The sequence below is a fragment of the Ruegeria sp. BB5 genome, from assembly GCF_056539405.1.
Genome location: NZ_JBQFUX010000002.1, coordinates 275,933 through 301,976 on the forward strand (window position 1 = coordinate 275,933; position 26,044 = coordinate 301,976).

The following is a 26,044-nucleotide window of genomic DNA, read 5'->3' on the forward strand; positions in this document are numbered from 1 at the left end:
GTTAGAGCCGTATTCACGGCTGACTCAATATGGCAAACAACTCCGCAATCCTGTTGCGGGTTTCCACGCTGTCCCTCAATAGGTTCTCCGCGTCGGCCAGGGGCGTTTCAGGAAGTCGGGCCGGTGCGGCTGTTAGACCTTGGGATGTCTGGACGACCTGATCGAATTTGGTGTGATTTTCCAAATTCACTTGCTCTGGTAGATCGGCCAACCAGAACAAGCGGTTTGCTTCATCCTCACGACCTGAGTTGCGCATCAGATCACCCGCCGCCGCAAAATCCTCTGCTGCAATCAGGGCTTCAGTCCACAGCATAATCGCTGCGTCCGTCTGATCATCGTCCAGTTCCAGCATCGCTTGATGCGGACGCTGATCCAATAGCGCGGCTTTGGCCCGCAGACGGGCACGCTCACCCCGCCTCAGCCTGTCCTGAGGACGCTTTGCTAGTGCGTATGCATGTCGTGAAAACCCAAGCTTTGCCAGTCGGTCAGCAACGGCAATGGCTGTGTCGGTTGTCAGATTTTGAGAATGCTTATGTGACAAGATCAGGACGCGGCGCAAAAAGGTCGCATCATCAGCGCGTTCGGTCAGGATAAGCACCGCACGGTTCAGAGCGTCCGCGGATTCCGCATCCTCTGACAGCTCTGCCACCAAATCCAGAGAGGCATCGAATTCCTGACTCAGGCTTAGCGCGACCATATGGGTTTGTTTCATCAGGGGGCCGATGTCAGAACGGCGAAACTCAATCGTGTAGGATTCCGCCAGAGCCAGTTCCTGAGGAGAGATTGCGCCACGTTCCAGCCAACGTTTGTCGACCAGTCGGGCCAGTGCCAACGGCGCCTCAAGTGTGGCGTCTGACGCTTCGATCGCTTCAGTCAGCAAGACTTCGGTCCGGGGGGCGTCACCTTCGGCCGCTGCAACCTTGGCCTTTGCCTGCGCGACATTTGCGCTGGTTTGCGTCTTGACGCGATCGACCGAGCGCAAGATCCGCCGGGCGGCTTCTAACTCGTCCCCGTCTACCAGAATGTCCGACAAGGCCGGGCCGACATGGCGCCGCAGATGGTCCGGTAAGCGGGCAAAAGACTGTTCGATAGCCGTTAGACTGGCGTCGCCTTGCAAGTCGCCCTCACTCAGCGCCGCCCACAAAGCCGCATCGCCCTCGCAACGCTGCAAGCCCTGGAACGGATTGTCTTCGATCAGCGGCCCGTCATCCAGAACACGGGCAATGGCCGCGATGTGTTCGGTTTCCAAAGATCGCTCGTCCAGCAGGTCCAACGCCCGGATCGCTTCGGCGCCAAACCCGGAATGCGCGTACAGTTTCGCCAGTTTCAGCGCGCTCTCTTTGTCGATGGTATCGAATTCTTGGTACAGTTCTGATCGAAGCTGCGCGGCTTGTTCTGGAAACGGACGCTCGTCAGACCAACGGTCAAAAGCCAGCTCGGCGCTGGATACGCAGGGTGGGCGCCGTTCCACTTTTGGAACATCCGGACCCAAAAGCCCGTTCAAACCGTCCAAAATCGAAGTCACTTGAACATTCAATTCAACATCGGCTGGCAAAAATACGCTTTGATTCCCGTTGGATGCGCGTGGCCCCACCGGCGCAATGTTCAGATCAATGAATCCGCGGTCCGCCCCCTGCAGCAGCCGGGTCGAAAGCTGGTCTTCGAATCCGTTCGCGTTGAGGTTCAACAGCGGCAGGGCCAGTGCATCAATGGTCTGCTCCGGGCCTGTCGTTTTGATTTCTTTTGGGGTTTTGGGCAGGACCGGGGCCGGAATATCACTGGTGAGCGGCGGCAGGAAGGTGCCGGGTGCGATATCAATCACAATCATCGTACTTTTGAAAAGAAAGGCTGAAGCGACACAATCGCAACCGAACTCCAGTTCCAGTGCACCGCCTGGTTCGGCCTGCGAAATCGCGGCAAGTCGGTTTTGCGTCAGGCGTTGGAAGACGGTGCCGGTTCGGTATGTCACATCCTTCAGCGCGACGTTCAGGCGTGCGCCGTTTTTTGTCTGTTTCAGAACCCAATCGGTGTCTTGAGGCACTTGAACCACCAATCTGGTATAACCTTCATGCTCACCCGAGCGCACCGTCAGATCTTGCGCTGCGGCTCCGCTGGCCCCGGCGATGAACGCCGAGAATAAGAATGCAAACCGGGTCATGCGGCTGCCTGTATGAGTTCTTTCAACGCTTCTTCCAACTCGGTGAAATCAGGGCGGTTGTGGGTTGGGGTGTTCTGACGCCCAACCTCTATGCACATGGCAGCGTTGTGGTTGTGCAGATTGGCGACCAACACTTCTTTGATCAGCTGGTAGAAGTGGTTGTCTTCTTCGACGACAGCTTTCAGTTTGCCCGCGAAAGGTCCGACCAGGCCATAAGCCAGAAACACCCCAAGAAAGGTCCCCACCAGGGCGCCGCCGATCAATTTACCCAGCACTTCGGGGGGCTGGTCAATCGAACCCATCGTCTTGATCACGCCAAGAACCGCCGCAACGATGCCCAAGGCAGGCAGGCCATCCGCAACCGTCTGCAAGGCGTGGCTGGAATGCATGGCATGGTGGAAGTTCGCCTCCATCCGCTTTTCCAGAACTTCTTCCACCTGATGCGGATCATCATAGTTCATCGAGGCGGCGCGCATCGTATCGCAGATCAGGTCAACGGCCTCTTTATCTGCCTGAATTTTCGGGTAAGCCGAGAACAGAGATGAATTTTCCGGGTCTTCGATATGTTGTTCCACCTCGACCGGGTTGGCCTTGGCAATACGGATCAGCGAGAACAGCAGGCACAGCAGGTCGCGGTAGTCCTCAGGTTTCCATTTTGGTCCTTTGAACACTTTGCCCATGTCTTTGAGGGTGTGTTTGACGGCGCTCATGTCATTGCTGATCAGGAAAGCGCCAACAGCGGCACCGCCGATCATCATCATCTCAAAAGGAAGCGATTTCAAAATGATGGTCATTTTGCCGCCCGCAGCCAGATAACCGCCGAACACCATGGCGAAAATGACGACAATTCCGATTATTCCGATCATGGGTGATCTCCAGCAAAATCCTGTGCGGGGTTAGAGTTTTATTCCTGTGGGGCGGCGGCGTTGCGGCCTGCCATTATGACGCTGATGGTATAGGCGGCTTCGGGGCGCAGCCCGGCCAGAACACCAGCAGCCGCATCGGGCGGCATGCGAGACAGGAATCCGGCGGCAAAGCTTGGGTCCATCGTCTCAAACAACGCTGCGGCGTCCTTGGGTTTCATGCTTTGATAGACATCCGTCAGGCGCGTCAGATCGGTCTCGGCAGCTTTTTCGGCAATGGCGAGCGTCGCGCGCAGCGCCTCTTCGGCCTCTTGCAGGGCAATCAGTCGCGTCTCGATCGCCTGATCCGCAATGGCCAATGCCTTTTCCTTGTCAAGCGCTGCTGCCTCGCGCTTTTTCAGCGCTTCTTCCCGGCGCAGCAGTTCGGTCAGCAGGACCTGTGCGCCGGGCAGATCGGCCTGTGCGTGTTTGACTTTGGGGGCATAGGGTTCGGCAGTTTTTGCCAACGCTGGTCCTGCTTCTAGCCCAAGACGAATCGCGGCAGACCCGATCATCAGCAAAGAGATGACGGCCAGCACGCCACCTTTTGGGCGCCTATCGGCTTTCCGGCGGGTCATGATGCGACCTCACCCTGAGAGCGATCGTGGCGGAAGAACATCAAGCCGCCCGGCCGCTTGGCCGGTTCTGGGGCGGTCGCGTCCTTTTTTGGCTTCTCGGGCGCTTCGATCGTTTCAGCGACTTCATCTGACTCAGGCACGGCGGATTCCGCCTGTTCCTCGGGTGCGGCGCTGATATCTTCTTCGGGGTCGGTCGACTGGTCGGGTTTGTCTTGCGATGGAACGACGTCGTGCATCGAAGCCATCATCAGCTCTAACCGCTGCGCCACCGATTCTGCCCGCTGCGTCAGCTCTTTCAATTCCGCACCGGACTGGTCCGAGGCTGCTCGTGCGGCACCCAGGGATTTCTTAAGCTCATCCGCCTGGGTCGACAGAACAGCAACCGCGCCGCCCACGCCTTTTTCCAGATCGGTGAAGCGTTTCAGCCGTCGGGACAGCACGAAACAATACAGACCCGCACCCAGCGCGCCGGCGACCAGCAAAATATCTGCAATCAGCTCCAATTTCGCCTCCTAGTTCAAAACGAATTCCATCACGAGAACGTCGCGCACGCGGCCTTCTCCGACGACGATTTCAATGCGGCGCAGCAGATGGCCGCGGATGCGCATCAGGGCCAAAGAATCTTCAAGGTCCGAGACTTCGACCGCGCGTAGATACCCGTTCAGGATGTCCATGATTCGGGGTTTCATCTTTTCGACATCGGCGGCGTATTCGCTGTTTACCTCAAGCTGAGCGTGAAATTTCAGATGCCGCGAATCGCCTGCGTTCACCGACACGATCACCGGCGGCAGATCGATGAATCCCACTTGCGGCAGGGCCTTTACAGCCTTGCCCTTATCCGTTTCCTTGACGTCTTCCATTGCGGGCTTGCCACCAAAAGGAAGCAACCCGGAGGTGGTCAGGAAATAGCCACCAGCCGCCCCGGCCACGGCCAGAATCACCCCTATGATCATCCCTTTTTTCCCAGATTTTTTTGGTACTTCTGCCTGTTCTGCAGTCGCGTCAGTCATGACGTCCTCATTTGTCCGTTCTGCAATCGTCATAACCCGGCAGGGACTAACCGATTGTTAAGGGCAATCGTTCAAACAAGGGATGCGCCGGGCAGAATGTCGGCGAGTCGGAGGTGATCGTGCAGCAGATCGGAACTGTCTGGGCAAGTTTGGACAGGCGTAAACAAATCATCGTCGCCGGTGCAGTAGTGCTGGTTTTTCTTGGGGTTCTTGCGATGTCGCGACTGGTCACGGCGCCGTCGATGACCTTGCTTTATGCCGGGCTGGAAAGTGGCGCGGCGGGGGATGTCGTCCGCTCGCTGGATCAGCGCGGGGTGCCTTATGAGATTCGGGGCGGCTCGATCTACGTGCCCGGATCACAGCGAGATGAGCTGCGCATGACACTCGCCAGCGAGGGGATGCCCGCCAACGGCAATCAAGGCTATGAGCTGTTGGATTCACTTAGCGGGTTTGGCACCACCTCGCAGATGTTCGATGCCGCCTATTGGCGCGCAAAAGAAGGTGAGCTGGCCCGAACCATCGTTGGCAGCCCTCATGTCAGCCAGGCACGGGTTCATATTGCCAACGGATCGAACAACCCGTTTCAGCGCAGCGTGGCGCCGACGGCCTCGGTCTATCTGGTGCCGTCAGGGGCGCAGATCACATCCGATCAGGCCAAGGCGATCCGGTTTCTTGTGGCGTCTGCCGTCAGTGGTCTGGCGCCTGAGAATGTCACCGTGGTCGATTCGAACGGGGCGGTGATCGGCGCGCAGGAGACCGCAGTCGCTGCGGATACGGCAGATGACAAGGCGCGCCAGTTGCGCGAGCGTGTGATGCGATTGGTCGAGGCGCGCGTCGGTACGGGCAATGCTGTCGTTGAGGTCAGCGTCGACACCGTGACCAAGACCGAATCCATCCGCGAACGCCGTTTTGACCCCAATGGCCGCGTTGCCATCAGTACTGATGTCGAGGAACGATCGGACAGCGCCCGCAATCAATCCGCCGATGTCACCGTGGCGTCGAACCTGCCGGATGGCGATGGCGCGGGTGGAGACGAATCGAATTCGAACGCAACGCAGACGCGGGAACGGGTGAATTACGAGGTCTCGGAAACCGAATTCGAAGTCCACAATGCACCCGGTGCGATCAAGCGTCTGACGGTTGCGGTTCTGGTCAACGGCACACGGTCCGTGGATGCGACCGGAGTCGAGACATTTGAGCCGATGCCCGAAACCGAGATGGAGGCCTTGAAGGAGCTTGTGGCCTCGGCCGTGGGGTTCGACGCCGAACGCGGGGACGTCATCACCCTGAAATCGCTGGACCTGCCGGTGGTAGAGCCGCAGGGCACATTGGCAGCGGCCTCGATCTGGCAAAAGGTTCATTTCGACGCGATGTCGCTGATCCAGATGGCAGTGTTGGCGATTGTCTCGCTGGTGCTTGGGCTCTTCGTGATCCGTCCGATCCTGACTCAACCGGCGATGGCCCCGGCCTTGCTGCCCGCCGGGGCACCTCCTGAGCCCGAGGCCATTCTGACCGGCGAGATAGCGACTGACGAAAACGGACAATTTAGCGCGCTGCCGGGCCAGACTGCCGCTGGCGACGTCCCGGCGCTGGCCGCGCAGGCGGGCGCTGATCCGGTCGACCGGTTGCGGGCTATGATCGGCGAAAAACAGGAAGAAACCGTCGAGATCCTGCGCAGCTGGCTTGAAGAAGGTGAGGAGCGTGTCTGATGTCGATTGCTCATCTTCTTGAGGATTTCACGCTGCAAGCCGGGGGTGGCAAGCTGCACCTGCTGGACGAGGACGCGCTGGAGGAACAGCGGCTGGCAGCGTTCGAGCAAGGCTATAGCGCCGGTTGGGAAGACGCGCTTCAGGCGCAAGAACAAAGCCGAGGTCAGGTCTCAGACGGGCTGGCCAGATCGTTGGAGGATATGTCCTTTACTTATCATGAGGCTGTCACCCGCATGACTTTGTCGCTGGACCCGATGTTCAAGAGCCTGGTGGACACTGTCCTGCCCGAAACGCTGGATCGCGGTTTTGCTGTCCGGTTGGCCGAACAGCTGACCGAAATGGCGCGGGAACAGATTGGCCAGCCGATGCAAATCTTCGTGCCCAAGGGGCGCGCGGCTGGGGTAGAGGCCCTGCTACCGCAGGAACTGTCCTTACCCACTCGCATGATCGAAGACCCATCGTTAGAGCCAGGACAGGCCCGGTTGCAGGTCGGCACAACCCAGCGTGAGGTGGATTGCAGCGGTCTGCTCGCCGCGGTCGCGGGGGCATTTGACGCATATGTATTTGAGGCAAAAGAGGCAGTGAACCATGAATGATCCCCAGACTCCGAAACCCGAAAAAGCCAATCCGTTCGAGGCGGTTCCGATTGAGGTAACGGTCTCGGTCGGGCGTGCGCGCCCGCTGATCCGCGACCTGCTGAACATGGGGGAGAACGCCGTGCTGACGCTGGACAAGCGGATCGAGGACCCGGTCGACCTGTATGTCGGAGACCAACTGGTCGCCCGCGGCCTGCTAGAGGAGATGGAGGGCGATCAGGCCGGGCAGCTTGCTGTGCGCCTGACAGAGATTGCGGATTTGCAGAACGGGATCGGTTGATGCGGCTTCTGCTTTGGTTGGTTGTTGCGCTGGCGACGCTGTCCCCGTCTCTGGCTGCGGCGCAAGAGCTGTCGCTGTCATTGGGCGAGGGGGGGTCGATCTCGGCGCGGACCATCCAGCTGATCCTTTTGATCACGATCCTCAGCCTGGCACCTGGGCTGGCGATCATGGTCACCTGTTTTCCGTTTCTGATCACCGTTCTGGCCATTCTGCGTCAAGGGATCGGATTGCAGCAATCGCCACCGAACATGCTGATCGTCAGCCTGGCGATGTTCCTGACCTATTTCATCATGGAGCCCGTATTTTCCGAGGCCTGGGCCACCGGTATTCGACCGATGGTCGAAGAAACCATGGCGGTCGAACCCGCGTTGCAGATTGCCATTCAGCCCTTCCGAGCCTTTATGACCGCGCGGCTGGACCCGGATACGTTTCACGCGATGGCGGCCTTGCGACCTGGCGGTGACGCTATCGTCCTGACGCCCGAGGCGCCGCTGTCGATCCTGATGCCGTCCTTCATGCTGTCCGAGATTGCACGCGCCTTTCAGATCGGCTTTCTGATTTTCCTGCCATTTCTGATCATTGATCTGGTTGTGGCGGCGGTGCTGATGTCGATGGGAATGATGATGGTGCCGCCTGCGACGGTATCGCTGCCATTCAAGCTGGCGTTTTTTGTTATTGCGGATGGATGGTCTCTGATCGCTGGCGCGTTGGTGCGCAGCTATATGACATGAGATATCACTGCCGGGTGATTTGCAACCGCGCACGCAAACCCTGATCCCCGGCCTCGAAGCTGAGGGTGCCCCCATGCTGTTCGGCAATTGTGGCCACGATAGTCAGGCCCAGACCGAACCCGTCTGAGGATCCGGTGTTCGACCCGCGCCGGAACGGTGCCATCAGGTTTTCAATATCAGTGACGGACAGATCGGCACCCTTGTCCTCGACCGTGATGGTCGCGGTGCGGGCGTCGGTTTCCAGCTGCACCTCGGCATGGCGGCCGTATTTCAGGGCGTTGTCGATCAGATTTGTTAACGCCCGTTTCAGAGAGATTGGCCGCCCCATCACCAGCATCCGCCGTGTCTCGGGCAAGGATCCATGCCCGCGTCGGGACATGAAGACCGATGGCGCGCCTTCGACTGCGACCGGGGCGATTTTCTTCAGGGTCACCGGCAGGTCCATGTCCTGATAATCAGCGACCACAGACTCGACCAGCGCGGTCAGGGAAATCTGACGGGGGTCTTCAACGCTGAGTTCCGAGCGTGTGTAAGTCAGCACGCTTTCGATCATGCCCGTCATCTGATCCACATCGGCCTCAAGCTTTTCGCGCAGTTCGTCATCGGCAATCAGGGCCGCGCGCAGGCGAACACGCGTGGCAGGGGTGCCAAGATCGTGACTGACACCAGACAGAACGGTAGCGCGTTTTTCAAGCTGCATGCGCTCTGCATCCAGATGGTCGTTCACGGCTGACACGATGTCGCGCAGTTCCGCCGGGCCGTCGGCATCATAGCTGCTCGGCCCGCCCCGGCGCTTGCGGCCGCGCAGGGCGTTGGAAAACCGGGTGAAACTGTCCGAGACATTGCCGATCGATGTCAGGATGACCGCCAAAGCCACGATGGCGGCCAGAATGGCGGGCAGGCGCAGGTCGGCAGGGGCGGCCTTGCAACCCCAGATATCGGTGCCGTCCACCTGCTGCCAGCCCCTGTGTCCGAACCGGGCGACCAGGATTGGCTCGCTGCAATAGGTGGCCAGAAGGCGGGTCAGATTGCCCATCTTCTCGGCCCCGGTCTGGTCAACGCGGGACAGAAGATCAGACACCGGATAAACCAGCCGGTCGGACATCACCGCCAGCGTCAGTTCGCGCCCGGCCAGGGGGGCGGTGTTGTCGGTCAGGATCGACAGGTTGGTGACAAAGCTGCGATCCGACAGGCCGGGCAGTTGCTCGAACCGCCCGGCATCGGCCAACTGCGCAGCTTCGGGGGACAAGGGGGTGATCCTGATCCCCGGCGGCGGGATTTTGCTGACCCGCAGCTCTTCATAGACGGAAAACCCTGCGACATAGGCGCGGGTTAGAAAGTTGTCCCAGGCGCGGGCCGAAGAAAACCACAGCCCGGCGGAGAGAAGCCCCGAGGCAAAGGCGGCCCCTGTCCAGATCCAGCCCAGACTGCGCAGGCGCGGGGCGTGTGTGGTCATGCGTCCTCTTCCACCGACACTTCGGCCGCAAAGACATAGCCGACCCCGCGTTCGGTACGCAGCATCTGCGGGTCTTTCGGGTTGACCTCGATTTTCGAACGCAACCGACCAACCAGCATGTCGATGGCCCGCCCTTGCGCCTCGGGTTTGTCGGCGCTGCCGGTGACGTCCAGCGCAGCGGCGATTTCATCCCGGGTCAGGGGGATATGCGGGTTGGCCAGCAAAACCTTGAGCAGCGCAGTTTCCCGTTGCGACAGAGGAACCAGGTAGCCTTCGGGTGAATGCACCTCATCCCGTTTGCCGTCATAGGCCCAGTCGTTGAACCGAAAGCTGTGTGTGCGGCGGCGATAGGCCAGCGACGGCGTACGCCGGGCGCGTTGCATCACCGCACGAACCCGCGCCAGCATCAGCTGCGGATTGAAAGGCTTGGCGATATAGTCGTCGGCCCCGACCTCGTACCCCGCCATGCGCTGATGGTCGGCTGACAGGGCCGAAACCAGAATGATCGGCACGTCCTGTTCAGCCCGCAGGCGGGCGCAGATCTCAACTCCGTTCTCATCCCCAAGCATCACATCCAGCAGGATCAGGTCGATCCGTCCCGCTGTCAGATGGTTGCGGATTTCAGCCTCGGAACTGGCGGGCAGGGCGACGAACCCGTTCTGATGCAGGAATTGGGTCATCATCGACCGCATTTCAGGGTCGTCATCCACCACCAAAAGTCGCGGAATGCTCACGCGGTTTGTCCTCCCAGTTTCTGCTGCTCCGACATCATCCATTGTAACGAACGGAAACAGATTCAATGTCAACGTAACACGCTGTAACAAAAGCAGTGAATTTTTGGGTGGTTGCCGGGCTTTGGCGCGGATTCAGCGTTGCCAGATGACGAACTGGTCTCAGAATAACGGGCATCGCTGCATCAGCAGTCACTAAGTTCTCTAGGGAGGAGACAGACAATGAAGCATTTTGCATTCGCCACCGTTTCGACATTGGCCGTTGTGGCCGGGTCGTCGGTTCTGGCCGAGCCGCAGGCCGAGGTTCTGCATTGGTGGACGTCGGGTGGTGAGGCCAAGTCGGTCGCCGTACTGCAGGAAGAGTTCGCGTCGAATGGCGGAACCTGGACCGATATGCCGGTTGCAGGTGGCGGCGGTGACGCGGCCATGACCGCGTTGCGTGCCCGGGTGCTGGCCGGAAACGCGCCGACCGCAGTTCAGCTGAAAGGCCCCGCAATTCAGGAATGGTACGAAGAGGGCGTTCTGGCCGATATCTCATCCGTGGCCGACGCCGAAGGCTGGGCGGATGTGCTGCCCGCATCCATCGCAGGTCACATGAAGTGCGAGGGCACATGGTGCGCCGCACCAGTGAACGTACATCGCGTAGACTGGATCTGGGCCAATGCTGATGTTCTGGCCGCAAACGGCATCGAGATGCCGACAACTTGGGATGAGTTCAACGCCGCTGCGACCAAGTTGATGGATGCCGGTGTTATCCCTCTGGCCCACGGTGGTCAGTCGTGGCAGGACGCCACTGTGTTCGAAGCCGTTGTGCTGGGTATCGGCGGCCCCGAGTTCTATCAGAAAGCACTGGTTGATCTGGACCCCGAAGCCCTGACCTCGGACACGATGGTTCAGGTGTTTGACCAGATGCGCATGATGCGCGGTTACGTGGACGAGAACTTCTCGGGTCGTGACTGGAACCTGGCCACCGCGATGGTGATGAATGGCGAGGCCGCTTTCCAGATCATGGGCGACTGGGCCAAGGGTGAATTCCTGGCGGCTGGCAAGAAGCCCGGCGAAGACTTCCTGTGCGCCTCGACCCCCGGCGACGGCTATCTGTACAACGTCGACAGCTTTGCCATGTTCAACGTGGACGGTGACGACAAGAAAGCCGGTCAGGATCTGCTGGCCAAGCTGATCGTCGCACCGAACTTCCAGAAAGTGTTCAACCTGAACAAGGGCTCGATCCCTGCTCGCACCGACGTGGCGCTGGATGACTTTGACATCTGCGCCAATCTTTCGGCCGAAGACATGGGGTCGACCTCGGCAGCTGGTTCGCTGTTGCCGTCCTATGCCCATGGCATGGCGCTGCGCGGGTCGCAGTCCGGTGCGATCACCGACGTTGTGACCGCGCATTTTAACTCGGATATGTCCTCGGCTGACGCGGTTCAGCAACTGGCGGACGCGGTGGCAAACAGCTACTGATCCAATACGCTCTGCCCCCTATAATGCGGGGCAGAGCATCTTTCCCCGGAGGAAAAAATGTCCGAATGGCTGGAAAACCACCTGCCCAAGGTGGTGCTGGCACCGTCGTTCATCGCCGTATTGATCTTTGTTTACGGATTTATCGGATGGACCGCATGGGTGTCGCTGACACGATCTAAACTACTGCCGAAATATGAGATCAACGGGTTCATCCAATATGAGCGCCTGTTTGATTCACCCCGCTGGGATACGGCAATCAACAACCTGTACATCTTCGGTGCTCTGTTCATCGTGATCGCGATGGTACTGGGTCTGCTTCTGGCCATCCTGCTGGATCAGAAGATCCGCGTCGAAGGAGCGATCCGGACGATTTACCTGTACCCCATGGCGCTGTCGATGATCGTGACTGGCACGGCTTGGAAGTGGATTTTGAACCCCGGGTTGGGCATTGAATCCATGGTGCAGGGTTGGGGCTTTCCGAATTTCGAGTTCGACTGGCTGGTGAACCCTGACTACGCGATCTATACGATCGTAATCGCTGCTATCTGGCAGAGCTCGGGCTTTGTCATGGCGTTGTTTCTGGCAGGTCTGCGGTCTGTGGATGGCGAAATCATCAAGGCCGCGCAGGTCGATGGTATTCCCACTTGGCGCATCTATACGGCGATCATCATCCCGTCGATGGCTCCTATCTTCCTGTCGGCGTTCATCGTGCTGGCGCACCTTGCGATCAAGAGCTTTGACCTGGTCATCGCCCTGACAGGCGGCGGTCCGGGCTACGCGACCGATCTGCCTGCCACTTACATGTATGCCATGGCGTTTTCGCGCGGCGATATCGGTCAGGCGGCATCCTCCGCGATGATCATGATGCTTGTCGTCTTTGCCATCGTGGTTCCCTATCTTTACTCAGAGCTGAGGGCGAAAAATGACTGATCTGTCGATGCCCCAAACACAAACCCGCACCCAAAGCGCCACGGGCAAGATCGCCTTGCGCTGGTTGCTGTATGTCCTGCTGGGCCTGTTCGCGCTGTATTACCTGATGCCGCTTTTCGTGATGTTGACCACGTCGCTTAAAAGCCTTGAGGAAATTCGCACAGGCAGCCTGATCTCGCTGCCGCGTGAGGTCAGCTTTGACGCCTGGAAAACCGCGTGGTCCGGGGCTTGCACCGGTATCCAGTGTGAAGGGCTGCGGCCTTACTTCTGGAACTCGGTCCTGATCGCGGTGCCTGCGGTGGCTCTTTCGACCCTGCTGGGCGCGCTGAATGGCTATGTCGTGGCGCAATGGCGGTTCAAAGGCGCTAATATCATCTTCTCGCTGATGCTGTTTGGTTGCTTCATCCCGTTTCAGGTTGTGCTGCTGCCGATGGCGCGGCTGCTGGGCATGATGGGGATCGCCGGGACCATTCCGGGTCTGATCTTCGTCCACGTGATCTATGGCCTCGGTTTCACCACACTGTTTTTCCGCAATTACTATGTCACCATTCCGGCCGAGCTGACCAAGGCGGCCCGGGTCGATGGGGCCGGGTTCCTGCGGATATTCTGGTCGATTTTCCTGCCGCTGTCGCTGCCCATCATCGTGGTGACCGTGATCTGGCAGTTCACGCAGATCTGGAACGACTTCCTGTTCGGCGTGTCATTCAGCCAGGCAGGCACTCAGCCCGTGACCGTTGCGCTCAACAACATCGTAAACTCCACCACCGGCGTCAAAGAGTACAACGTCGACATGGCCGCCGCGATCATCGCGGGGCTGCCGACGCTGCTTGTCTATGTCGTTGCCGGTAAATATTTCATCCGCGGCCTGACCGCTGGCTCAGTGAAGGGATAACCCATGGCTCCCATCCTCGATATCAACAATCTGTACAAGAATTACGGCGCAACCGAGGTTCTGAAGGACATCAACATTTCGATCGAACCGGGTGATTTCCTGGTGCTGGTCGGCCCCTCGGGTTGCGGCAAGTCCACCCTGCTGAACTGTATTGCGGGGCTGGAGGAAATTACCGGCGGCACGCTGTCCATCGGGGGCAAGGACATGACGCATGTCAGCCCCAAGGATCGCGACATCGCGATGGTGTTCCAGTCCTACGCCCTGTACCCGACAATGTCCGTGGCCAAGAACATCACCTTTGGCATGAAGGTACGCGGGGTCGATCAGGCGACACAGGAGGCCAAGCTGAACGAGGTTGCCTCGTTGCTACAGATCGAGCCGCTGCTGAACCGCCGCCCCAGCCAATTGTCAGGCGGTCAGCGTCAGCGGGTGGCGATGGGTCGGGCACTGGTGCGCGATCCCAAACTGTTTCTGTTTGACGAGCCGTTATCGAACCTTGACGCGAAGCTGCGGGTCGAGATGCGAACCGAGATCAAGAAACTGCATCAAACGCTGGATGCCTCGATCGTCTACGTGACCCATGACCAGATCGAGGCGATGACGCTGGCGACCAAGATCGTGGTTCTCAAAGGTGGAATCGTGCAGCAGATCGGCAGCCCGGCTGAAATCTACAACAACCCGGCCAACCTGTTTGTGGCTGATTTCATGGGCTCACCGGCGATGAACCTGATCCCGGCGCGAGCGTCCAAGACCGGCCCGGGCACGCAGATCGCCATTGCACGTGAAGCGGGCGAGACACTGGTTCTAAACGATGCCCGCGATCTGTCACTGCCCGAGGATGTGATTCTGGGCCTACGCCCCGAAGACATTGCCGAGGCCGGGTTCCGTGCCGGTGATGGTGTGCAAGAGGCCTCCTGTATGGTCGACATGGTCGAACCGGCGGGGGCTGACACTTATGTGGTGTCGGAACTGGGCGGCAAGCAGGTCACTGCGCGGCTGCACGCGGAAACCAGTGCGCAGGCGGGCAAGATGTTGAACCTGGCCTTTGACATGAGCAAGGTGTCCTATTTCGCCAAGGAAACTGGCGAACGCCTGAACTAAAACCAAAAAAGCGCCGCGCGAAACCAATCGCGCGGCGCTTTTTCATTTGTGAACCGGATCAGCTGAGCTTGTTTCGGCTCATATCCTTGATCAGGCGGTTCAGATCGCCCCCACGCGCATCCAGCATGGCGCCGACCTCTGTCCGTTCGGTCAGCAGCATGTTCACCCCTTCGATGAACATGTTGAAGAACTTGTCGCGGCCCGATTTGTCCGACACCAGGAATGTCACCTCAAACGGGGAAGACCCCTGCAACTTGACCGAGGTGCGCACCTCGTAGCCCGCCTTGATTTTGCGGGCATTGCGAACAGTGACTTGGCCACCAATGAACTCGCGGAAGCGGCGGCCATATTTGTTGGAAATATAGCCTTGAAACGCTTTGGTGAATTGCTTGATCTGCGAGGGGCTGGCTGAGCGGCCATCGGCCCCCAGCACATAGCGCGCCATGATCGGCACATCGGCATATTGCACGAAGATCTTTTCAAAATCGCGGATCATCGCCTTTTCGGATTTGCCGGAGGCGATCACGCGGTTGATATCGTCCACGACACTGACAACCAGTGCCTTGGCGCTGGCCTCGGTCTGGGCAAAGGCGGGCAGGGCGGTCAGCATCGCACTGGCTAGGCCAGTGGCAATAAAACCACGTCGGTTCAGATGGTTATTCGGCATAGGGGTCCTCGTAGGGGTCTAGGTAGGGGTCCCTGACTGGGTCAGTCCCGATATCTGCATAAGGGTCATCGTACAGACCCAGATAGGCGTCCTCATCGTCGCGTGCCAGTTCAAAGCGGCGGTTTTGGATGTAAATTGTCTGTGCCTGCGCATAGCTGTCGGCGCTTTCATACAGGATTGAATCCACCGTATCCGAGAACCGGCCCCGATCACCCATGCGGCGGACGACCTCGGCATATACGCCGATATTGTCCACCGGACGGACCGGTGTGAAATTGATCGGATTCGAGAATAGATTGACTACAACACCAATCGCATCCCGTTGGGTTGACGGGCCATAGAAAGGCAGTTCGACATAAGCGCCCTCGCCAACGCCCCAAACATGCAGGGTCTCGCCGAAATCGGTATCCACCGGCGGCAAGTTCAACTCGGCAGCGGGGTCAGACAGGCCCAAGCCGCCCACAGTGGTATTGACCACAAAGCGCAGCAAAGCGTTGCCGGATTGTTTGACATTGCCTTGCAATAGGTAGTCCAGCGCCTGCCCGGGCATCGTCAGGTTTTCAGCGAAATGGTTAAAGCTTGTCACCATCGGATCGGGTACGATCTTGACATAGCCTTTCGAGGCCGGACGGAACAGAAACCGGTCAACGCCCAGGTTGAATTTGTGAATGCCCCGGTTGGTGTTCTCATAGGGATCGAACACCTCATTCGACGGGGTCCCCTCCGGCGGTCGCGTGGCGCAGGCGCTAAGGACCGCCATCACGGACAGGACGATAAGGTGCTTCAGGCGGGGTCTGCTCAACACGGTCTTTGCCACTCCTAAACGTTCGGGTTCCACACGCCCGAACTGTCAATCAATACTGCCCGTGGCCACATAGCATGGCCCAATCCGATGTCACATATACGTTTCGCAACCAGTATGAAACAAAAAGCGTTTAACCTGTGCGACGTACTTACGTAAAGTGGTACAGGTTCAACTGTTCGGCATAGGAAGAGTTACGCTGACCGCTCTGGGTCGTCTATCCCCGTTTTCGTACTTTCCGATCCCGGTCTTCCCGGTTAGCTTCGCCCCGACTCAAAGATTGGGAGGAAACTTCATGAGCATCGCAGCAAAACTGGAAAGCCTGGGCGTCACCCTGCCGGACGCGCCTGCGCCGGCGGCGAACTATGTACCCTTCGTTCGGGTGGGCAACATCGTCTATGTCTCGGGCCAGATTTCCAAGGATGACGATCTGATCACCGGCAAGCTGGGCGATGACATGGAAATCGAAGCCGGTGCCGCTGCCGCGAAGGTTTGCGCCATCAATCTGCTGGCGCAGGTCAAGGCAGCCTGTGGCGGTGACATCGATAAGCTGGTGAAAGTGATCAAGCTGACCGGTTTCGTGAACTCGACCGCCGATTTCACAGCACAGCCCCAGGTGATCAACGGGGCGTCGGATTTCCTGGTCGAGGCGCTGGGCGAGGCTGGCCGTCATTCCCGCTCGGCCGTCAGCGCCGCGGCACTGCCGCTGGGCGTGGCCGTCGAAATCGAAGGTATTTTCGAGGTTCAATGACACCGTCCTTGCCGTCCGTATTCCTGCAGGCCCCGATTGCGCATCGGGCGCTGCATGACTTTTCGGATAACCGCCCGGAAAACAGCCGGGCGGCCATCCGTGCGGCTGTCGAGGCCGGGTACGGGATCGAGATTGATTTGCAGCGAACCTCGGACAGCCGGGCAATGGTGTTTCATGATTACGACATGACACGCCTGACCGGGCAGCCCGGCCCTATTCAGCAGGTGACGGCGACACAGGCGCAAGCGACGCAGCTGCTGCATGCTGATGATGGTATTCCGACGCTGGACGACGTGCTTGCACTGGTGGACGGCAAGGTTCCCCTGCTGATCGAGTTCAAGGATCAGGACGGCGCGATGGGTCCCAATGTCGGATCACTTGAGGCTGACGCAGTGCGGGCCTTGCAAGGGTATGACGGATCGGTGGCCTTGATGTCTTTCAATCCCAACAGCGTGGCCGAACTGGCGCGTCTTGCCCCCCATTTGCCGCGCGGGTTGGTGACTTGTTCTTACCAGCCCAAGGTCGAGCTGCTGCCGCAGAAGGTCTGCGATCGCCTGCGCGACATACCCGATTTTGACAGGGTCGGTGCCAGCTTTATCAGCCATGAGGTCGCCGATCTGTCCCGCCCCCGCGTGGCCGAATTGAAAGCGCGCGGCGTGCCGGTTCTGTGTTGGACCGTACGCTCGGCCGAGCAAGAGGCTCAGGCCCGAAGGGTTGCCGATAACGTGACCTTCGAAGGGTATTTGGCCCCACATCCGGGTTGAACCTGCCCCTCGGTGTCACAGATAAAGATCAGACGCGGAGGGCACATGGATCAGGCGCAAATCGAAGTTCAGGTTCTGAGATCGCTTTCGCAGATTTCTGCGACCGAATGGGATGCCTGCGCCTGCCCCGAGGCCGCCGACGGTGGTCGACCGCTAGATCCCTTTACCACGCATCGATTCCTGCTGGCGCTGGAAAACAGCGGTTCGGTTGGGCCGGGCACTGGCTGGCAGCCTCAATACCTGACCGCATATCTGGATGGGATGCTGATCGCGGCCGCGCCGATGTATGCCAAATCGCACAGTCAAGGCGAATACATCTTCGACCACAGCTGGGCCCATGCTTATGAAAACGCAGGCGGGCGGTATTACCCCAAACTGCAGATCGCGGTACCGTTCACTCCGGCCACCGGGCGGCGGTTTCTGGTGCGACCGGGGTACGAGGTTCCGGGCATGTCGGCCCTGGTGCAAGGGGCCGTGCAGATTGCAGCCGATAACCGGGTGTCTTCGGTTCATGCCACGTTCTGCACCGAGGACGAAGCGCTGGCGGGCGAACAGATGGGTCTGTTGCTGCGTCAATCACAGCAGTTTCACTGGCTTAACGGCCAATATGCGGATTTTGATGGGTTTCTGGCCGCGCTGTCCTCGCGCAAGCGCAAGAATATCCGTAAGGAACGCGCGCAGGCCTGCGAATTTGGCGGAGAAATTCACACCTATTCCGGTGATGATCTGCGCCCTGAACATTGGGATGCGTTCTGGCGGTTCTATCAGGATACCGGCGCGCGGAAGTGGGGATCGCCTTACCTGACGCGACAATTCTTTGATATCGCTCAGGAAACCATGACTGACGATATGGCGTTGGTTCTGGCAGAGAGGGATGGCTATCCGATTGCCGGGGCACTGAATTTTATTGGGCGCGAAACGCTTTATGGCCGCTATTGGGGCTGCGTCGAACATCACCCCTGTCTGCATTTTGAATTGTGCTACTATAGGGCGATCGACTTTGCCATTGCAGAAGGATTGGCCCGTGTTGAGGCCGGTGCGCAGGGCGAACACAAGCTGGCGCGGGGCTATCTTCCCATGCGCACGTATAGCTTGCATTGGGTCGCCGACCCCGGCTTTGCCGATGCGATCAAGAAATATCTGGACGCCGAGGCCCACGCAGTGGGACAAGAGATTGAGATTCTGACGGAATACGGCCCGTTCAGGAAATCGAACCCGGAGGAACAGCAATGACCGAACTATTGTCGCCCGAGACCCGCGGACCGCTTCTGGACCCGCTGTTCAACAACGGCTGGACCATGGTCGAAGACCGGGATGCGATCACCAAGACCTTTATCTTCGAAGATTTCGTGCATGCCTTTGGCTGGATGACGCAGGTGGCGATTTTTGCCGAAAAGTGGAATCACCACCCCGAATGGTCCAACGTCTACCGCACGGTCGAGGTGACGCTGGCCACCCATGACGTCGGTGGCATTTCGGCGCTGGATGCCAAGCTGGCGCGCAAGATGGACAGCCTGGTTTAGCCTCTGTCGCTCTGCGAGCCTTCGCCGCCGGCCAGGGATGCAGCAATACCCAATTGCCGGAACTCATCAGGTGTCACGGTTCCGTCGCTGACGTTGATATTGCCAGGAATTTGCGTCGTCCGATTGCCGATTTGGCGCACACTGCGGGCTGCCGGATTAATATCCAGACATTTGGTGTTATAGCAGGTCAGCCCGGAAGTGTTGATCTGGATAAATGTCTGCCCGTCCGGTCCGTTCACAACCGGCGCCTGCGGTACATCGCAGGCCGCCACCAGTAAAAGCGCACCCAAACGGATCCATTTGTTCATCGTGCGCTCCTGTTGCTAGTCCAGTTGACCGTTGCCGTTCTTATCCGCCGCGTTGAAATCGTCGTTCATCTGCGCGTCGTATTCCGCCCGAGAGATAAAGTCGTCATTATCGCGGTCAACGTCCTGAAACTGTTTTATGTCCAGAAACGGCTTGGCTTCGTCCAATCCCAGCGTGCCGTTCTTGTCGTCATCCATTTCCTGAAAGGCATAATCGGAAAAGGCATCGAACTCATCACGGGACAAGAAGCCGTCATTGTTCTTGTCGATGGCCTTCAGTTCGTTTTCATGCAACTCGCCCACGGTCTCGGCTGTGGCCGCACCGGCCAGTATAAGGGCCGCAGCAATCAAAATTCCACGTGTCATCTCGGCTCTCCTCAGCATGCGTATCTGTTGCCTTCAATCGCGCCTGCGGCTGCGCCTGCCGCAGTCAGGATGGATTTACCTGATCCACCACCGAATTGGTTGCCGATCGCGCCGCCGATCAATGCACCGCCCAGTGATCCGCTGAGACATGCGATTTCATGCTGCCGCGCCGCCTGTTGCTGAGGGGTGGGTGCCGGGCCGCAGGCGGCCAATGCCCCCGCTGTGCCCAGTAATAGAGTGAATACTTTCAGTTTCATCAATGAACTCCCTGATTGTATGCCACAACTATTGGCTGATCAGGGCGTTGCATCAAGTTAAATGCGTTTGCGGCCCCGAGGTGACCCAGGGCCGCGCGCAGGATCAGATCGCGTCCAGCAAAGTTTCGCCTGCCGAAATCTCGCAGGTGCCGGGGCTTTCTTCCAGGTTCAGCGCAGTGACCTTGCCGTCTTCGACCAGCATGGCATAGCGTTTGGAACGGGCATATAGTCCGGCGGGCGGGGCGTCGAATTCCATGCCAATGGCCTTGGTGAATTCGGCTGAGGCATCGCCCAGCATAGTCAGGCCTGCATCGGCCGCGCCTGTGGCCTCGCCCCAGGCTTTCATAACAAACGGGTCGTTGACCGAAACGCAGATGATCTCATCCACGCCATTGGCGGTAAACTGGTCTTTGGTGCGAATGAAGCTGGGCACATGGGCCGAACTGCAGGTCGGCGTGTATGCTCCGGGCACCGCAAATATCACCACTTTGCGCCCTTTGGTTTTGTCTGAAATCCGCACCTCTTCGGGGCCGTCTGCGCCCAGTTGCGTCAGTGTGGCGTCGGGCAGTGTCTCACCTTTTGAAATCATTTTTTAAGCTCCTGTCGTTTGGATTTGCAGAGTCGGGCTTAGCCGCAATATAGGTGGTCGCGTGGATGAGACCACGGGAATTCGACACGGTGGGAGGAACATGAGCCATATTGTCGTCATCGGTGCCGGGCAGGCGGGGTCGTCGCTTGTTGCCAGGCTGCGCAAAGACGGGTTCGAAGGGGACGTCACTCTGATCGGGGCCGAGCCGCATCTGCCTTATCAGCGCCCGCCGCTGTCCAAGGCTTATCTGCTGGGTGAAATGGAGCTGGAGCGCCTGTTCCTGCGGCCCGAAAGTTTCTATGCCGAGAACAATATTACCCTACGTTTGGGTCAGCGCGTGACGGCGATTGATCCGCAGGCCAAAACCGTGACCGTAGGGGATGAGGTCATCGCATATGACGAACTGGCCCTGACCACCGGGTCGGACCCGCGCTACCTGCCTGCCGCGATTGGCGGTGATCTTGAAGGTGTCCACGTAGTACGCGATCTGGCCCATATCGACGAGATGGAGCCCCGCGTGAAAGACGGCGCGCGCGCCCTGATCGTGGGCGGCGGCTATATCGGGCTTGAGGCCGCGGCAGTCTGCGCCAAGCGCGGGGTCAAGGTGACTTTGGTCGAAATGGCCGACCGCATCCTGCAACGGGTCGCCGCGCCCGAGACCAGCGATTACTTCCGCGCATTGCACAGTGAATATGGCGCCGATATCCGCGAAGGTGTCGGGCTGGATCGTCTGGTGGGCGACAACGGCAAGGTGGTTGGTGCGGTTCTGACCGATGGCACCGAGATCGAGGTTGATTTTGTTGTTGTCGGTGTCGGCATCGTCCCATCAACCCAACTGGCCGAGATCGCAGGGCTTGAGTTGGAGAACGGCATCAAGACCGATGCGCATGGTCGAACCTCTGATCGGGCGATCTGGGCGGCAGGCGACTGCGCGTCCTTCCCACATGGCGATGCCCGTATTCGTCTGGAAAGCGTGCCGAACGCGATTGATCAGGCCGAGATCGTGGCCCAAAACATGCTGGGCGCAGCCAAGGACTATGTGGCGACACCGTGGTTCTGGTCGGATCAGTATGACGTCAAACTGCAGATCGCGGGCCTGAACACCGGCTATGACCGCGTGGTGACCCGTCAGGGTGACGGTCAGACCGTGTCCTTCTGGTACTACAACGGCGATCAGCTGATCGCCGTTGACGCGATGAATGATCCGCGCGCGTATATGGTTGGCAAGCGCCTGATTGAGGCGGGCAAAACCGCTGATCCGGCCGTGGTCGCCGACCCTGACGCGGATCTGAAACCGCTGCTCAAGGCGTGAGGATCATCGCCGGAGAGTTCCGGGGCCGGGCCTTGGCGTCGGTCGGCAAAGGGGATGCGGGCGCTCATTTGCGCCCCACCACCGACCGGGTGCGCGAAAGCCTGTTCAACGTGTTGGGTCATCAAATCGACTTTGACGGGCTGCGCGTTCTGGACCTGTTTGCCGGAACCGGCGCGCTGGGGCTTGAGGCGCTGTCGCGTGGCGCTGCACAGGTGACCTTTGTGGATGACGGGCGGGTGGCGCAGGGGCTGATCCGCAAGAATATCGACCTGACCCGCAGTGCCGATCGCACAACCTTGATCCGCCGGGACGCCACGCGGCTGGGCGAAAATTCAGGCGCGCCCTATGATCTGATCTTTCTGGATCCGCCTTATGGAAAATCCATGGGGCAAAAGGCCATCGCTGCCCTGTCCCATGGCTGGATCGCCGACGACGCGCTGATCGTGTGGGAGGAAAACAGCCCCATGGCAGCTCCGCAGGGGTTCGACCTGCAGGACAGCCGGAAATACGGTGACACGCATATCTCGTTGATGTGGCGAAATGTTTCAGGCTGAAACCCTGCGGGCAAGGTTCTGCTGACACCCGGTTTGCACCTGCGCGCACGGTTGGTTAGGCACAGTGCAAAACAACGAGGGCAGGCATGCACGATCTGGTCATTTTCGATTGCGACGGTGTTCTTGTGGACAGTGAACCGCTGTCCAATCAGGTGCTGGTCGACAATCTTGGACGGTATGGGCTGAACTTGACGCTGGAAGACAGTGTTGCGTTCTTTCTTGGGGGTACAATGACCGGAGTGCGCGACAAGGCCAGCGCGCTGGGCGCAAACCTGCCCGAAGATTGGGTCGATGAGGTTTATGCAGAAACCTATGATCGTTTGCGGCAGGGCGTGGAACTGGTTTCGGGTATTCCGGAACTGCTGACCGCGTTGGATGCCAAGGGCATCCCCTTCTGTGTGGCGTCAAATGGAAGTCCCGACAAAATGCAGATCACTCTGGGCCAGAACGGTTTGTGGGAGCGTTTTAGCGGCGCAATGTACTCCGCCCATGTCTTGGGAACCGCCAAGCCTGATCCGGTCATGTTCCAGACGGCCGCCGATCAATTCGGGGCCACCGCACCAGTGGTGATCGAAGACAGCCAGAACGGCGTAATGGCAGCCAAACGCGCGGGCATGCGCTGTCTGGCCTACGCGCCGCATGGGCAGGGCGAGAAGCTGGCGGAACTTGGGGCCGAAGTCTTTACCGATATGGCCGAGGTCCCGACGCTTTTGGGAATCTGACCCGGACGTGCTAGCATTCGGGGCATGGACCGTACCTTAAATCCCCCGATCTGGACCCTTTCAAAGGATACGGAATCGACTACCGGCCCCGAACGCAATCCCATGCGCGCACCGGTATTCATCCACGACGCAGTGACGCCGTGGCGGGATGAGACATTGCTGCTGAAGCTATTGCGCGATCAGGCCATCAATCAGGACGAATAGGTTGGGTGAAACTTGTTGCCCGGTGACAGGGTAAAGATCTCAACCCCATCTGCCGTGACACCCACCGAATGTTCGAACTGCGCCGACAGTGACTTGTCACGGGTCACGGCGGTCCAGTCATCGGCCAGCGTTTTGGTCTCGGGGCGGCCCAGATTGACCATCGGCTCGATGGTGAAGAACATGCCTTCTTCCAGCTTCGCTCCGGTCCCCGGACGGCCATAGTGCAGCACGTTGGGCGGGGCGTGGAACACACGACCCAACCCGTGGCCACAGAAATCGCGGACAACGCTCATCCGGTGCGCCTCGACATAAGCCTGAATCGCGTGGCCGATATCGCCGAAGGAGTTGCCCGGCTTGACCATCTCAATGCCTTTGAACAGCGCATCATGGGTCACCTGAATCAGACGCTCTGCCTTGCGGGGCAGTTTACCGGCCACGAACATGCGCGAAGTATCGCCGAACCAGCCGTCAACGATGACGGTAACGTCGATATTCAGGATGTCGCCATCCTTCAGGCGCTTGTCGCCTGGGATGCCGTGGCAGACCACATGATTCACGCTGATACAGCTTGCGTGCTGATAGCCCTTGTAGCCGATGGTGGCCGACGTTGCGCCTGCATCCTCGACCATCTGAGTGATCAGGCGGTCGATCTCACCGGTTGTTTGGCCGGGAAAGACATGATCCGCAATATCGTCGAGTATCCGCGCAGCCAGTGCCCCTGCCGCGTGCATGCCGGCAAAGTCACCCTGTTCATAGATGCGGATGCCATCCTTGGTCAGACGGCCACGATGTTCTTTCATGGATGCGAGGCTCCAAATGTTTCGCGCAGCACTCCTTTTACGCTGCTTGTGCAGAAAGTACCAGAGGGCGTTGGGTCGTAATGTCAAGTCCGCGCCCGGTCTGGTACCTGATCGCATATAGACCCTCAGGTAATTTTCAACTAGCACAAAGCAAGGCTGCGCGGGTGCGCGAAACAGGAGAAGGCGTGCAAATGCAAAGAAAAGCAGACCAGTTGAGGGCCGAGATCACCAATATCAGCGCGCTTCTCCAGGCTGGTCGGCTGGATCAGGCCTTTAAACGCGCCACCAAGGCGGCCAAGAAATGGCCTAAGGCTGCGGCGTTGCCCCGAATTGCCGGTCTGTGCGCAATTCAGCAGCAGAACTTCAAGCAGGCCCAGATGTATTTTGAACGCGCTTGGCGGCTGGACCCCGGCAATGCCGAACTGATCCAGAACTATGGTCTGAGCTTGATTCAAGGCGGCGAACCGGCTGCTGCCTTGAAGTTTCTGGAAAAAATTAGCGCACGTGGTCCTCTCAGCCCGGCGCAGCAGTTCATTCAGGCGTTGGCCCAGCTGCAAGAGCAAGAAGCGGAAATGGCCCTTGTAGCAATCGAACAAGTCCTGAAGCGCGAACCCGCCAATGTGAATGCGCAAATTCTGAAGGCGGACATTCTGGACGCGTTGCAGCAATGGGATAGTGCTGTAGACATGTTGAATACGCTGGTTCAAAAAAACCCGCGATTTCTTCCCGGTCTGTTACGTCTTGCCAGATCTCAGTTGGGTTTGGGCCAGCTTGGCGAGGTGTTAAAGAACCTACGCGCAGCCCTGGTGCTAGCGCCTGGTCACCCCGAGGCGCTTGAGATGATGGCGGGGTTGCCCAACCTGACCTTCGAGGATGCCGCAACGCTGAAGACGCAGATCGCAGCTGCGCTGGAGCGCGGCGTGCCAAACCCTAAGGATGCTGTGATGGTTTGCTTTGCTGCGGCCAGCCTGGCACGCCGCGAAAAGAACACACCGCTTGAAATGCAGCACCTGTCTGAGGCTCATTTGATGCAGCGTGCAGGGTTTGACTCTTGGGAAGAACGCAGCGTGCAGGAATGCGATAAACGGCTGGCTGCGCCATTGCCCGCTGCCCAGCCCAAACCATCCAAGGGCGGTACCCGGCCGATTTTTGTGGTTGGTCTACCCCGGTCGGGCACCACGCTGGTCGAGCGTATTCTGGGCCGTCACTCTGCTGTTCAAGGTTTGGGTGAGCTGGCATCAGTACACCAATGGGCCAGACAGGCCGAAGCGCAACCACCCGAATGGCGCGAGGCTCATAATCTGGCCGATTTCTACATGGGTAAGCTGCCTTCGTTGACAGATGGCGCAGTGGCTTTTGTGGACAAAGCACCGGGCAACTACGCTTTTTTGGGTGAGATTGCGCAAGCTTTCCCCAATGCCGTGATTATTAACGTGCTGCGAGACCCGCGCGATGTCGCGCTGTCCATGTGGCGCGCGAATTTTGGCGCGGGCGGGTTGTATTTCACCCATGACCTGGACTGGATGGCGGCCGAGGCCAACCGGTATCAGCGCTATATGCGGCACTGGCACAAGGTACTGCCCGGGCGCATTCACGACATTCGGTATGAGACGTTGGTTGGCAATCTGGAAAAAACCGCAAAAGAACTGGCTCAGGCCTGCGGTTTGCCCTTTGAGGAAGCGATGCTGTCACCGGACAAGTCCCCGAACGCGATTAAGACGGCCAGTAACCTACAGGCGCGCAAGCCGGTCAATGCCGCCTCGGTCGGGGGCTGGCAGGCGGTGACAGATGAGTTCGAGCCGTTTGTGAACGGACTGGATGCCGAGTTGTGGGCAGAGTTTCTGGATGCGCCAGGCGATGCTGAGGAACAGCAAGCCTAAAACCGGT

General features: G+C 59.0%; 31 protein-coding genes. 17 read left to right on the forward strand and 14 right to left on the reverse strand.

What is annotated here, in order from left to right; genetic code table 11:
- Nucleotides 1-13 precede the first annotated feature (13 nt).
- The 5 genes from ACR0DL_RS09350 to ACR0DL_RS09370 are packed head-to-tail and all read right to left on the reverse strand — an operon-like array spanning nucleotide 14 to nucleotide 4,648.
- Nucleotides 14-2,158: a hypothetical protein gene (locus tag ACR0DL_RS09350; RefSeq protein WP_480688760.1), complete on the reverse strand. Its 2,145-nt coding sequence runs from the start codon at nucleotides 2,156-2,158 to the stop codon at nucleotides 14-16.
- Nucleotides 2,155-3,024: a flagellar motor stator protein MotA gene (gene motA / locus ACR0DL_RS09355; protein ID WP_480688762.1), complete on the reverse strand. Its 870-nt coding sequence runs from the start codon at nucleotides 3,022-3,024 to the stop codon at nucleotides 2,155-2,157. Before motA ends, ACR0DL_RS09350 begins: the two co-directional genes overlap by 4 nt.
- Before the next feature lie 38 nt (nucleotides 3,025-3,062).
- Nucleotides 3,063-3,638, reverse strand: a complete 576-nt coding sequence (locus tag ACR0DL_RS09360; protein WP_480688764.1) for a MotE family protein — start codon at nucleotides 3,636-3,638, stop codon at nucleotides 3,063-3,065.
- Entirely contained in the window at nucleotides 3,635-4,141 is a 507-nt protein-coding gene (locus ACR0DL_RS09365) for a hypothetical protein (RefSeq protein WP_480688766.1), read from the reverse strand. The genes ACR0DL_RS09360 and ACR0DL_RS09365 overlap by 4 nt, the downstream gene beginning before the upstream one ends.
- 9 nt (nucleotides 4,142-4,150) lie before the next feature.
- Complete coding sequence (locus tag ACR0DL_RS09370; RefSeq protein WP_480647717.1) at nucleotides 4,151-4,648, reverse strand: flagellar basal body-associated FliL family protein; 498 nt, start codon at nucleotides 4,646-4,648, stop codon at nucleotides 4,151-4,153.
- Nucleotides 4,649-4,767: 119 nt separating this feature from the next.
- Here ACR0DL_RS09370 and fliF point away from each other — a divergent pair, with 119 nt between their 5' ends.
- The 4 genes from fliF to fliP are packed head-to-tail and all read left to right on the forward strand — an operon-like array spanning nucleotide 4,768 to nucleotide 7,964.
- A complete protein-coding gene (fliF, locus tag ACR0DL_RS09375) occupies nucleotides 4,768-6,357 on the forward strand; it encodes a flagellar basal-body MS-ring/collar protein FliF (RefSeq protein ID WP_480688768.1) in 1,590 nt (529 codons plus the stop codon).
- Nucleotides 6,357-6,953: a FliH/SctL family protein gene (locus ACR0DL_RS09380; RefSeq protein ID WP_480688770.1), complete on the forward strand. Its 597-nt coding sequence runs from the start codon at nucleotides 6,357-6,359 to the stop codon at nucleotides 6,951-6,953. Before fliF ends, ACR0DL_RS09380 begins: the two co-directional genes overlap by 1 nt.
- Nucleotides 6,946-7,233, forward strand: coding sequence for a FliM/FliN family flagellar motor switch protein (locus tag ACR0DL_RS09385; RefSeq protein ID WP_170360799.1), 288 nt, complete (start codon nucleotides 6,946-6,948; stop codon nucleotides 7,231-7,233). The genes ACR0DL_RS09380 and ACR0DL_RS09385 overlap by 8 nt, the downstream gene beginning before the upstream one ends.
- Entirely contained in the window at nucleotides 7,233-7,964 is a 732-nt protein-coding gene (gene fliP / locus ACR0DL_RS09390; protein ID WP_480688772.1) for a flagellar type III secretion system pore protein FliP, read from the forward strand. Before ACR0DL_RS09385 ends, fliP begins: the two co-directional genes overlap by 1 nt.
- A gap of 4 nt (nucleotides 7,965-7,968) precedes the next feature.
- On the opposite strand, the gene ACR0DL_RS09395 is transcribed toward fliP, so the two are convergent.
- Nucleotides 7,969-9,420: a sensor histidine kinase gene (locus tag ACR0DL_RS09395; RefSeq protein WP_480688774.1), complete on the reverse strand. Its 1,452-nt coding sequence runs from the start codon at nucleotides 9,418-9,420 to the stop codon at nucleotides 7,969-7,971.
- Nucleotides 9,417-10,154 (reverse strand): response regulator transcription factor, encoded by a 738-nt coding sequence (locus tag ACR0DL_RS09400; protein ID WP_170410803.1) that lies wholly within the window; start codon nucleotides 10,152-10,154, stop codon nucleotides 9,417-9,419. Before ACR0DL_RS09400 ends, ACR0DL_RS09395 begins: the two co-directional genes overlap by 4 nt.
- 219 nt (nucleotides 10,155-10,373) lie before the next feature.
- On the opposite strand from ACR0DL_RS09400, the gene ACR0DL_RS09405 reads away from it, so the two are divergent.
- The 4 genes from ACR0DL_RS09405 to ACR0DL_RS09420 are packed head-to-tail and all read left to right on the forward strand — an operon-like array spanning nucleotide 10,374 to nucleotide 14,541.
- A complete protein-coding gene (locus ACR0DL_RS09405; protein WP_480688776.1) occupies nucleotides 10,374-11,618 on the forward strand; it encodes an ABC transporter substrate-binding protein in 1,245 nt (414 codons plus the stop codon).
- 57 nt (nucleotides 11,619-11,675) lie between these two features.
- Complete coding sequence (locus ACR0DL_RS09410; RefSeq protein WP_170349752.1) at nucleotides 11,676-12,548, forward strand: carbohydrate ABC transporter permease; 873 nt, start codon at nucleotides 11,676-11,678, stop codon at nucleotides 12,546-12,548.
- Complete coding sequence (locus ACR0DL_RS09415; RefSeq protein ID WP_170349753.1) at nucleotides 12,541-13,440, forward strand: carbohydrate ABC transporter permease; 900 nt, start codon at nucleotides 12,541-12,543, stop codon at nucleotides 13,438-13,440. Before ACR0DL_RS09410 ends, ACR0DL_RS09415 begins: the two co-directional genes overlap by 8 nt.
- 3 nt (nucleotides 13,441-13,443) lie before the next feature.
- Nucleotides 13,444-14,541: an ABC transporter ATP-binding protein gene (locus tag ACR0DL_RS09420; RefSeq protein WP_480688778.1), complete on the forward strand. Its 1,098-nt coding sequence runs from the start codon at nucleotides 13,444-13,446 to the stop codon at nucleotides 14,539-14,541.
- Nucleotides 14,542-14,599: 58 nt separating this feature from the next.
- On the opposite strand, the gene ACR0DL_RS09425 is transcribed toward ACR0DL_RS09420, so the two are convergent.
- Nucleotides 14,600-15,208 carry an MlaC/ttg2D family ABC transporter substrate-binding protein gene (locus ACR0DL_RS09425; RefSeq protein WP_170349755.1) on the reverse strand — a complete coding sequence of 203 codons (609 nt, stop codon included), beginning with the start codon at nucleotides 15,206-15,208 and terminating at the stop codon, nucleotides 14,600-14,602.
- Nucleotides 15,198-15,968: an MlaA family lipoprotein gene (locus tag ACR0DL_RS09430; protein WP_170361207.1), complete on the reverse strand. Its 771-nt coding sequence runs from the start codon at nucleotides 15,966-15,968 to the stop codon at nucleotides 15,198-15,200. The genes ACR0DL_RS09425 and ACR0DL_RS09430 overlap by 11 nt, the downstream gene beginning before the upstream one ends.
- Nucleotides 15,969-16,305: 337 nt before the next feature.
- On the opposite strand from ACR0DL_RS09430, the gene ACR0DL_RS09435 reads away from it, so the two are divergent.
- Genes ACR0DL_RS09435 through ACR0DL_RS09450 form a run of 4 tightly spaced genes read left to right on the forward strand, consistent with a single transcriptional unit; the run spans nucleotide 16,306 to nucleotide 19,048 of the window.
- Nucleotides 16,306-16,761, forward strand: coding sequence for a RidA family protein (locus ACR0DL_RS09435; RefSeq protein ID WP_480688780.1), 456 nt, complete (start codon nucleotides 16,306-16,308; stop codon nucleotides 16,759-16,761).
- On the forward strand, nucleotides 16,758-17,525 hold the full coding sequence (locus tag ACR0DL_RS09440; RefSeq protein ID WP_480688782.1) for a glycerophosphodiester phosphodiesterase family protein: 768 nt from the start codon (nucleotides 16,758-16,760) through the stop codon (nucleotides 17,523-17,525). The genes ACR0DL_RS09435 and ACR0DL_RS09440 overlap by 4 nt, the downstream gene beginning before the upstream one ends.
- A 45-nt stretch (nucleotides 17,526-17,570) precedes the next feature.
- Nucleotides 17,571-18,758, forward strand: coding sequence for a GNAT family N-acetyltransferase (locus tag ACR0DL_RS09445; RefSeq protein ID WP_170360790.1), 1,188 nt, complete (start codon nucleotides 17,571-17,573; stop codon nucleotides 18,756-18,758).
- The gene (locus tag ACR0DL_RS09450) at nucleotides 18,755-19,048 is read left to right on the forward strand and encodes a 4a-hydroxytetrahydrobiopterin dehydratase (protein ID WP_170349758.1); all 294 of its coding nucleotides are present in this window, start codon (nucleotides 18,755-18,757) and stop codon (nucleotides 19,046-19,048) included. Before ACR0DL_RS09445 ends, ACR0DL_RS09450 begins: the two co-directional genes overlap by 4 nt.
- Here ACR0DL_RS09450 and ACR0DL_RS09455 read toward each other — a convergent pair.
- The 4 genes from ACR0DL_RS09455 to ACR0DL_RS09470 form a co-directional block, all read right to left on the reverse strand.
- A complete protein-coding gene (locus ACR0DL_RS09455; RefSeq protein WP_170360788.1) occupies nucleotides 19,045-19,356 on the reverse strand; it encodes a hypothetical protein in 312 nt (103 codons plus the stop codon). The genes ACR0DL_RS09450 and ACR0DL_RS09455 overlap by 4 nt on opposite strands.
- Nucleotides 19,357-19,371: 15 nt before the next feature.
- Nucleotides 19,372-19,719 carry an EF-hand domain-containing protein gene (locus tag ACR0DL_RS09460; protein WP_226689088.1) on the reverse strand — a complete coding sequence of 116 codons (348 nt, stop codon included), beginning with the start codon at nucleotides 19,717-19,719 and terminating at the stop codon, nucleotides 19,372-19,374.
- An 11-nt stretch (nucleotides 19,720-19,730) separates the two neighbouring features.
- Complete coding sequence (locus ACR0DL_RS09465; RefSeq protein WP_058282649.1) at nucleotides 19,731-19,976, reverse strand: glycine zipper 2TM domain-containing protein; 246 nt, start codon at nucleotides 19,974-19,976, stop codon at nucleotides 19,731-19,733.
- Between the two features lie 103 nt (nucleotides 19,977-20,079).
- Nucleotides 20,080-20,565, reverse strand: coding sequence for a redoxin family protein (locus ACR0DL_RS09470; RefSeq protein ID WP_480688784.1), 486 nt, complete (start codon nucleotides 20,563-20,565; stop codon nucleotides 20,080-20,082).
- A gap of 100 nt (nucleotides 20,566-20,665) precedes the next feature.
- Between ACR0DL_RS09470 and ACR0DL_RS09475 the strand changes: the two genes are divergently transcribed.
- The 4 genes from ACR0DL_RS09475 (at nucleotide 20,666) to ACR0DL_RS09490 (ending at nucleotide 23,357) form a co-directional block, all read left to right on the forward strand.
- Nucleotides 20,666-21,877 carry an NAD(P)/FAD-dependent oxidoreductase gene (locus ACR0DL_RS09475; protein WP_480688786.1) on the forward strand — a complete coding sequence of 404 codons (1,212 nt, stop codon included), beginning with the start codon at nucleotides 20,666-20,668 and terminating at the stop codon, nucleotides 21,875-21,877.
- Nucleotides 21,874-22,431: a 16S rRNA (guanine(966)-N(2))-methyltransferase RsmD gene (gene rsmD, locus ACR0DL_RS09480; protein ID WP_170349763.1), complete on the forward strand. Its 558-nt coding sequence runs from the start codon at nucleotides 21,874-21,876 to the stop codon at nucleotides 22,429-22,431. Before ACR0DL_RS09475 ends, rsmD begins: the two co-directional genes overlap by 4 nt.
- 86 nt (nucleotides 22,432-22,517) lie before the next feature.
- Nucleotides 22,518-23,153 (forward strand): HAD family hydrolase, encoded by a 636-nt coding sequence (locus ACR0DL_RS09485; RefSeq protein ID WP_480688788.1) that lies wholly within the window; start codon nucleotides 22,518-22,520, stop codon nucleotides 23,151-23,153.
- Between the two features lie 24 nt (nucleotides 23,154-23,177).
- Nucleotides 23,178-23,357: a hypothetical protein gene (locus ACR0DL_RS09490; protein WP_480688790.1), complete on the forward strand. Its 180-nt coding sequence runs from the start codon at nucleotides 23,178-23,180 to the stop codon at nucleotides 23,355-23,357.
- On the opposite strand, the gene map is transcribed toward ACR0DL_RS09490, so the two are convergent.
- Nucleotides 23,345-24,157, reverse strand: coding sequence for a type I methionyl aminopeptidase (map, locus tag ACR0DL_RS09495; protein ID WP_480688792.1), 813 nt, complete (start codon nucleotides 24,155-24,157; stop codon nucleotides 23,345-23,347). The two genes, ACR0DL_RS09490 and map, sit on opposite strands and share 13 nt — an antisense overlap.
- A gap of 191 nt (nucleotides 24,158-24,348) precedes the next feature.
- On the opposite strand from map, the gene ACR0DL_RS09500 reads away from it, so the two are divergent.
- Nucleotides 24,349-26,037 carry a tetratricopeptide repeat-containing sulfotransferase family protein gene (locus ACR0DL_RS09500; protein WP_480688794.1) on the forward strand — a complete coding sequence of 563 codons (1,689 nt, stop codon included), beginning with the start codon at nucleotides 24,349-24,351 and terminating at the stop codon, nucleotides 26,035-26,037.
- The last annotated feature ends 7 nt before the right edge of the window (nucleotides 26,038-26,044 follow it).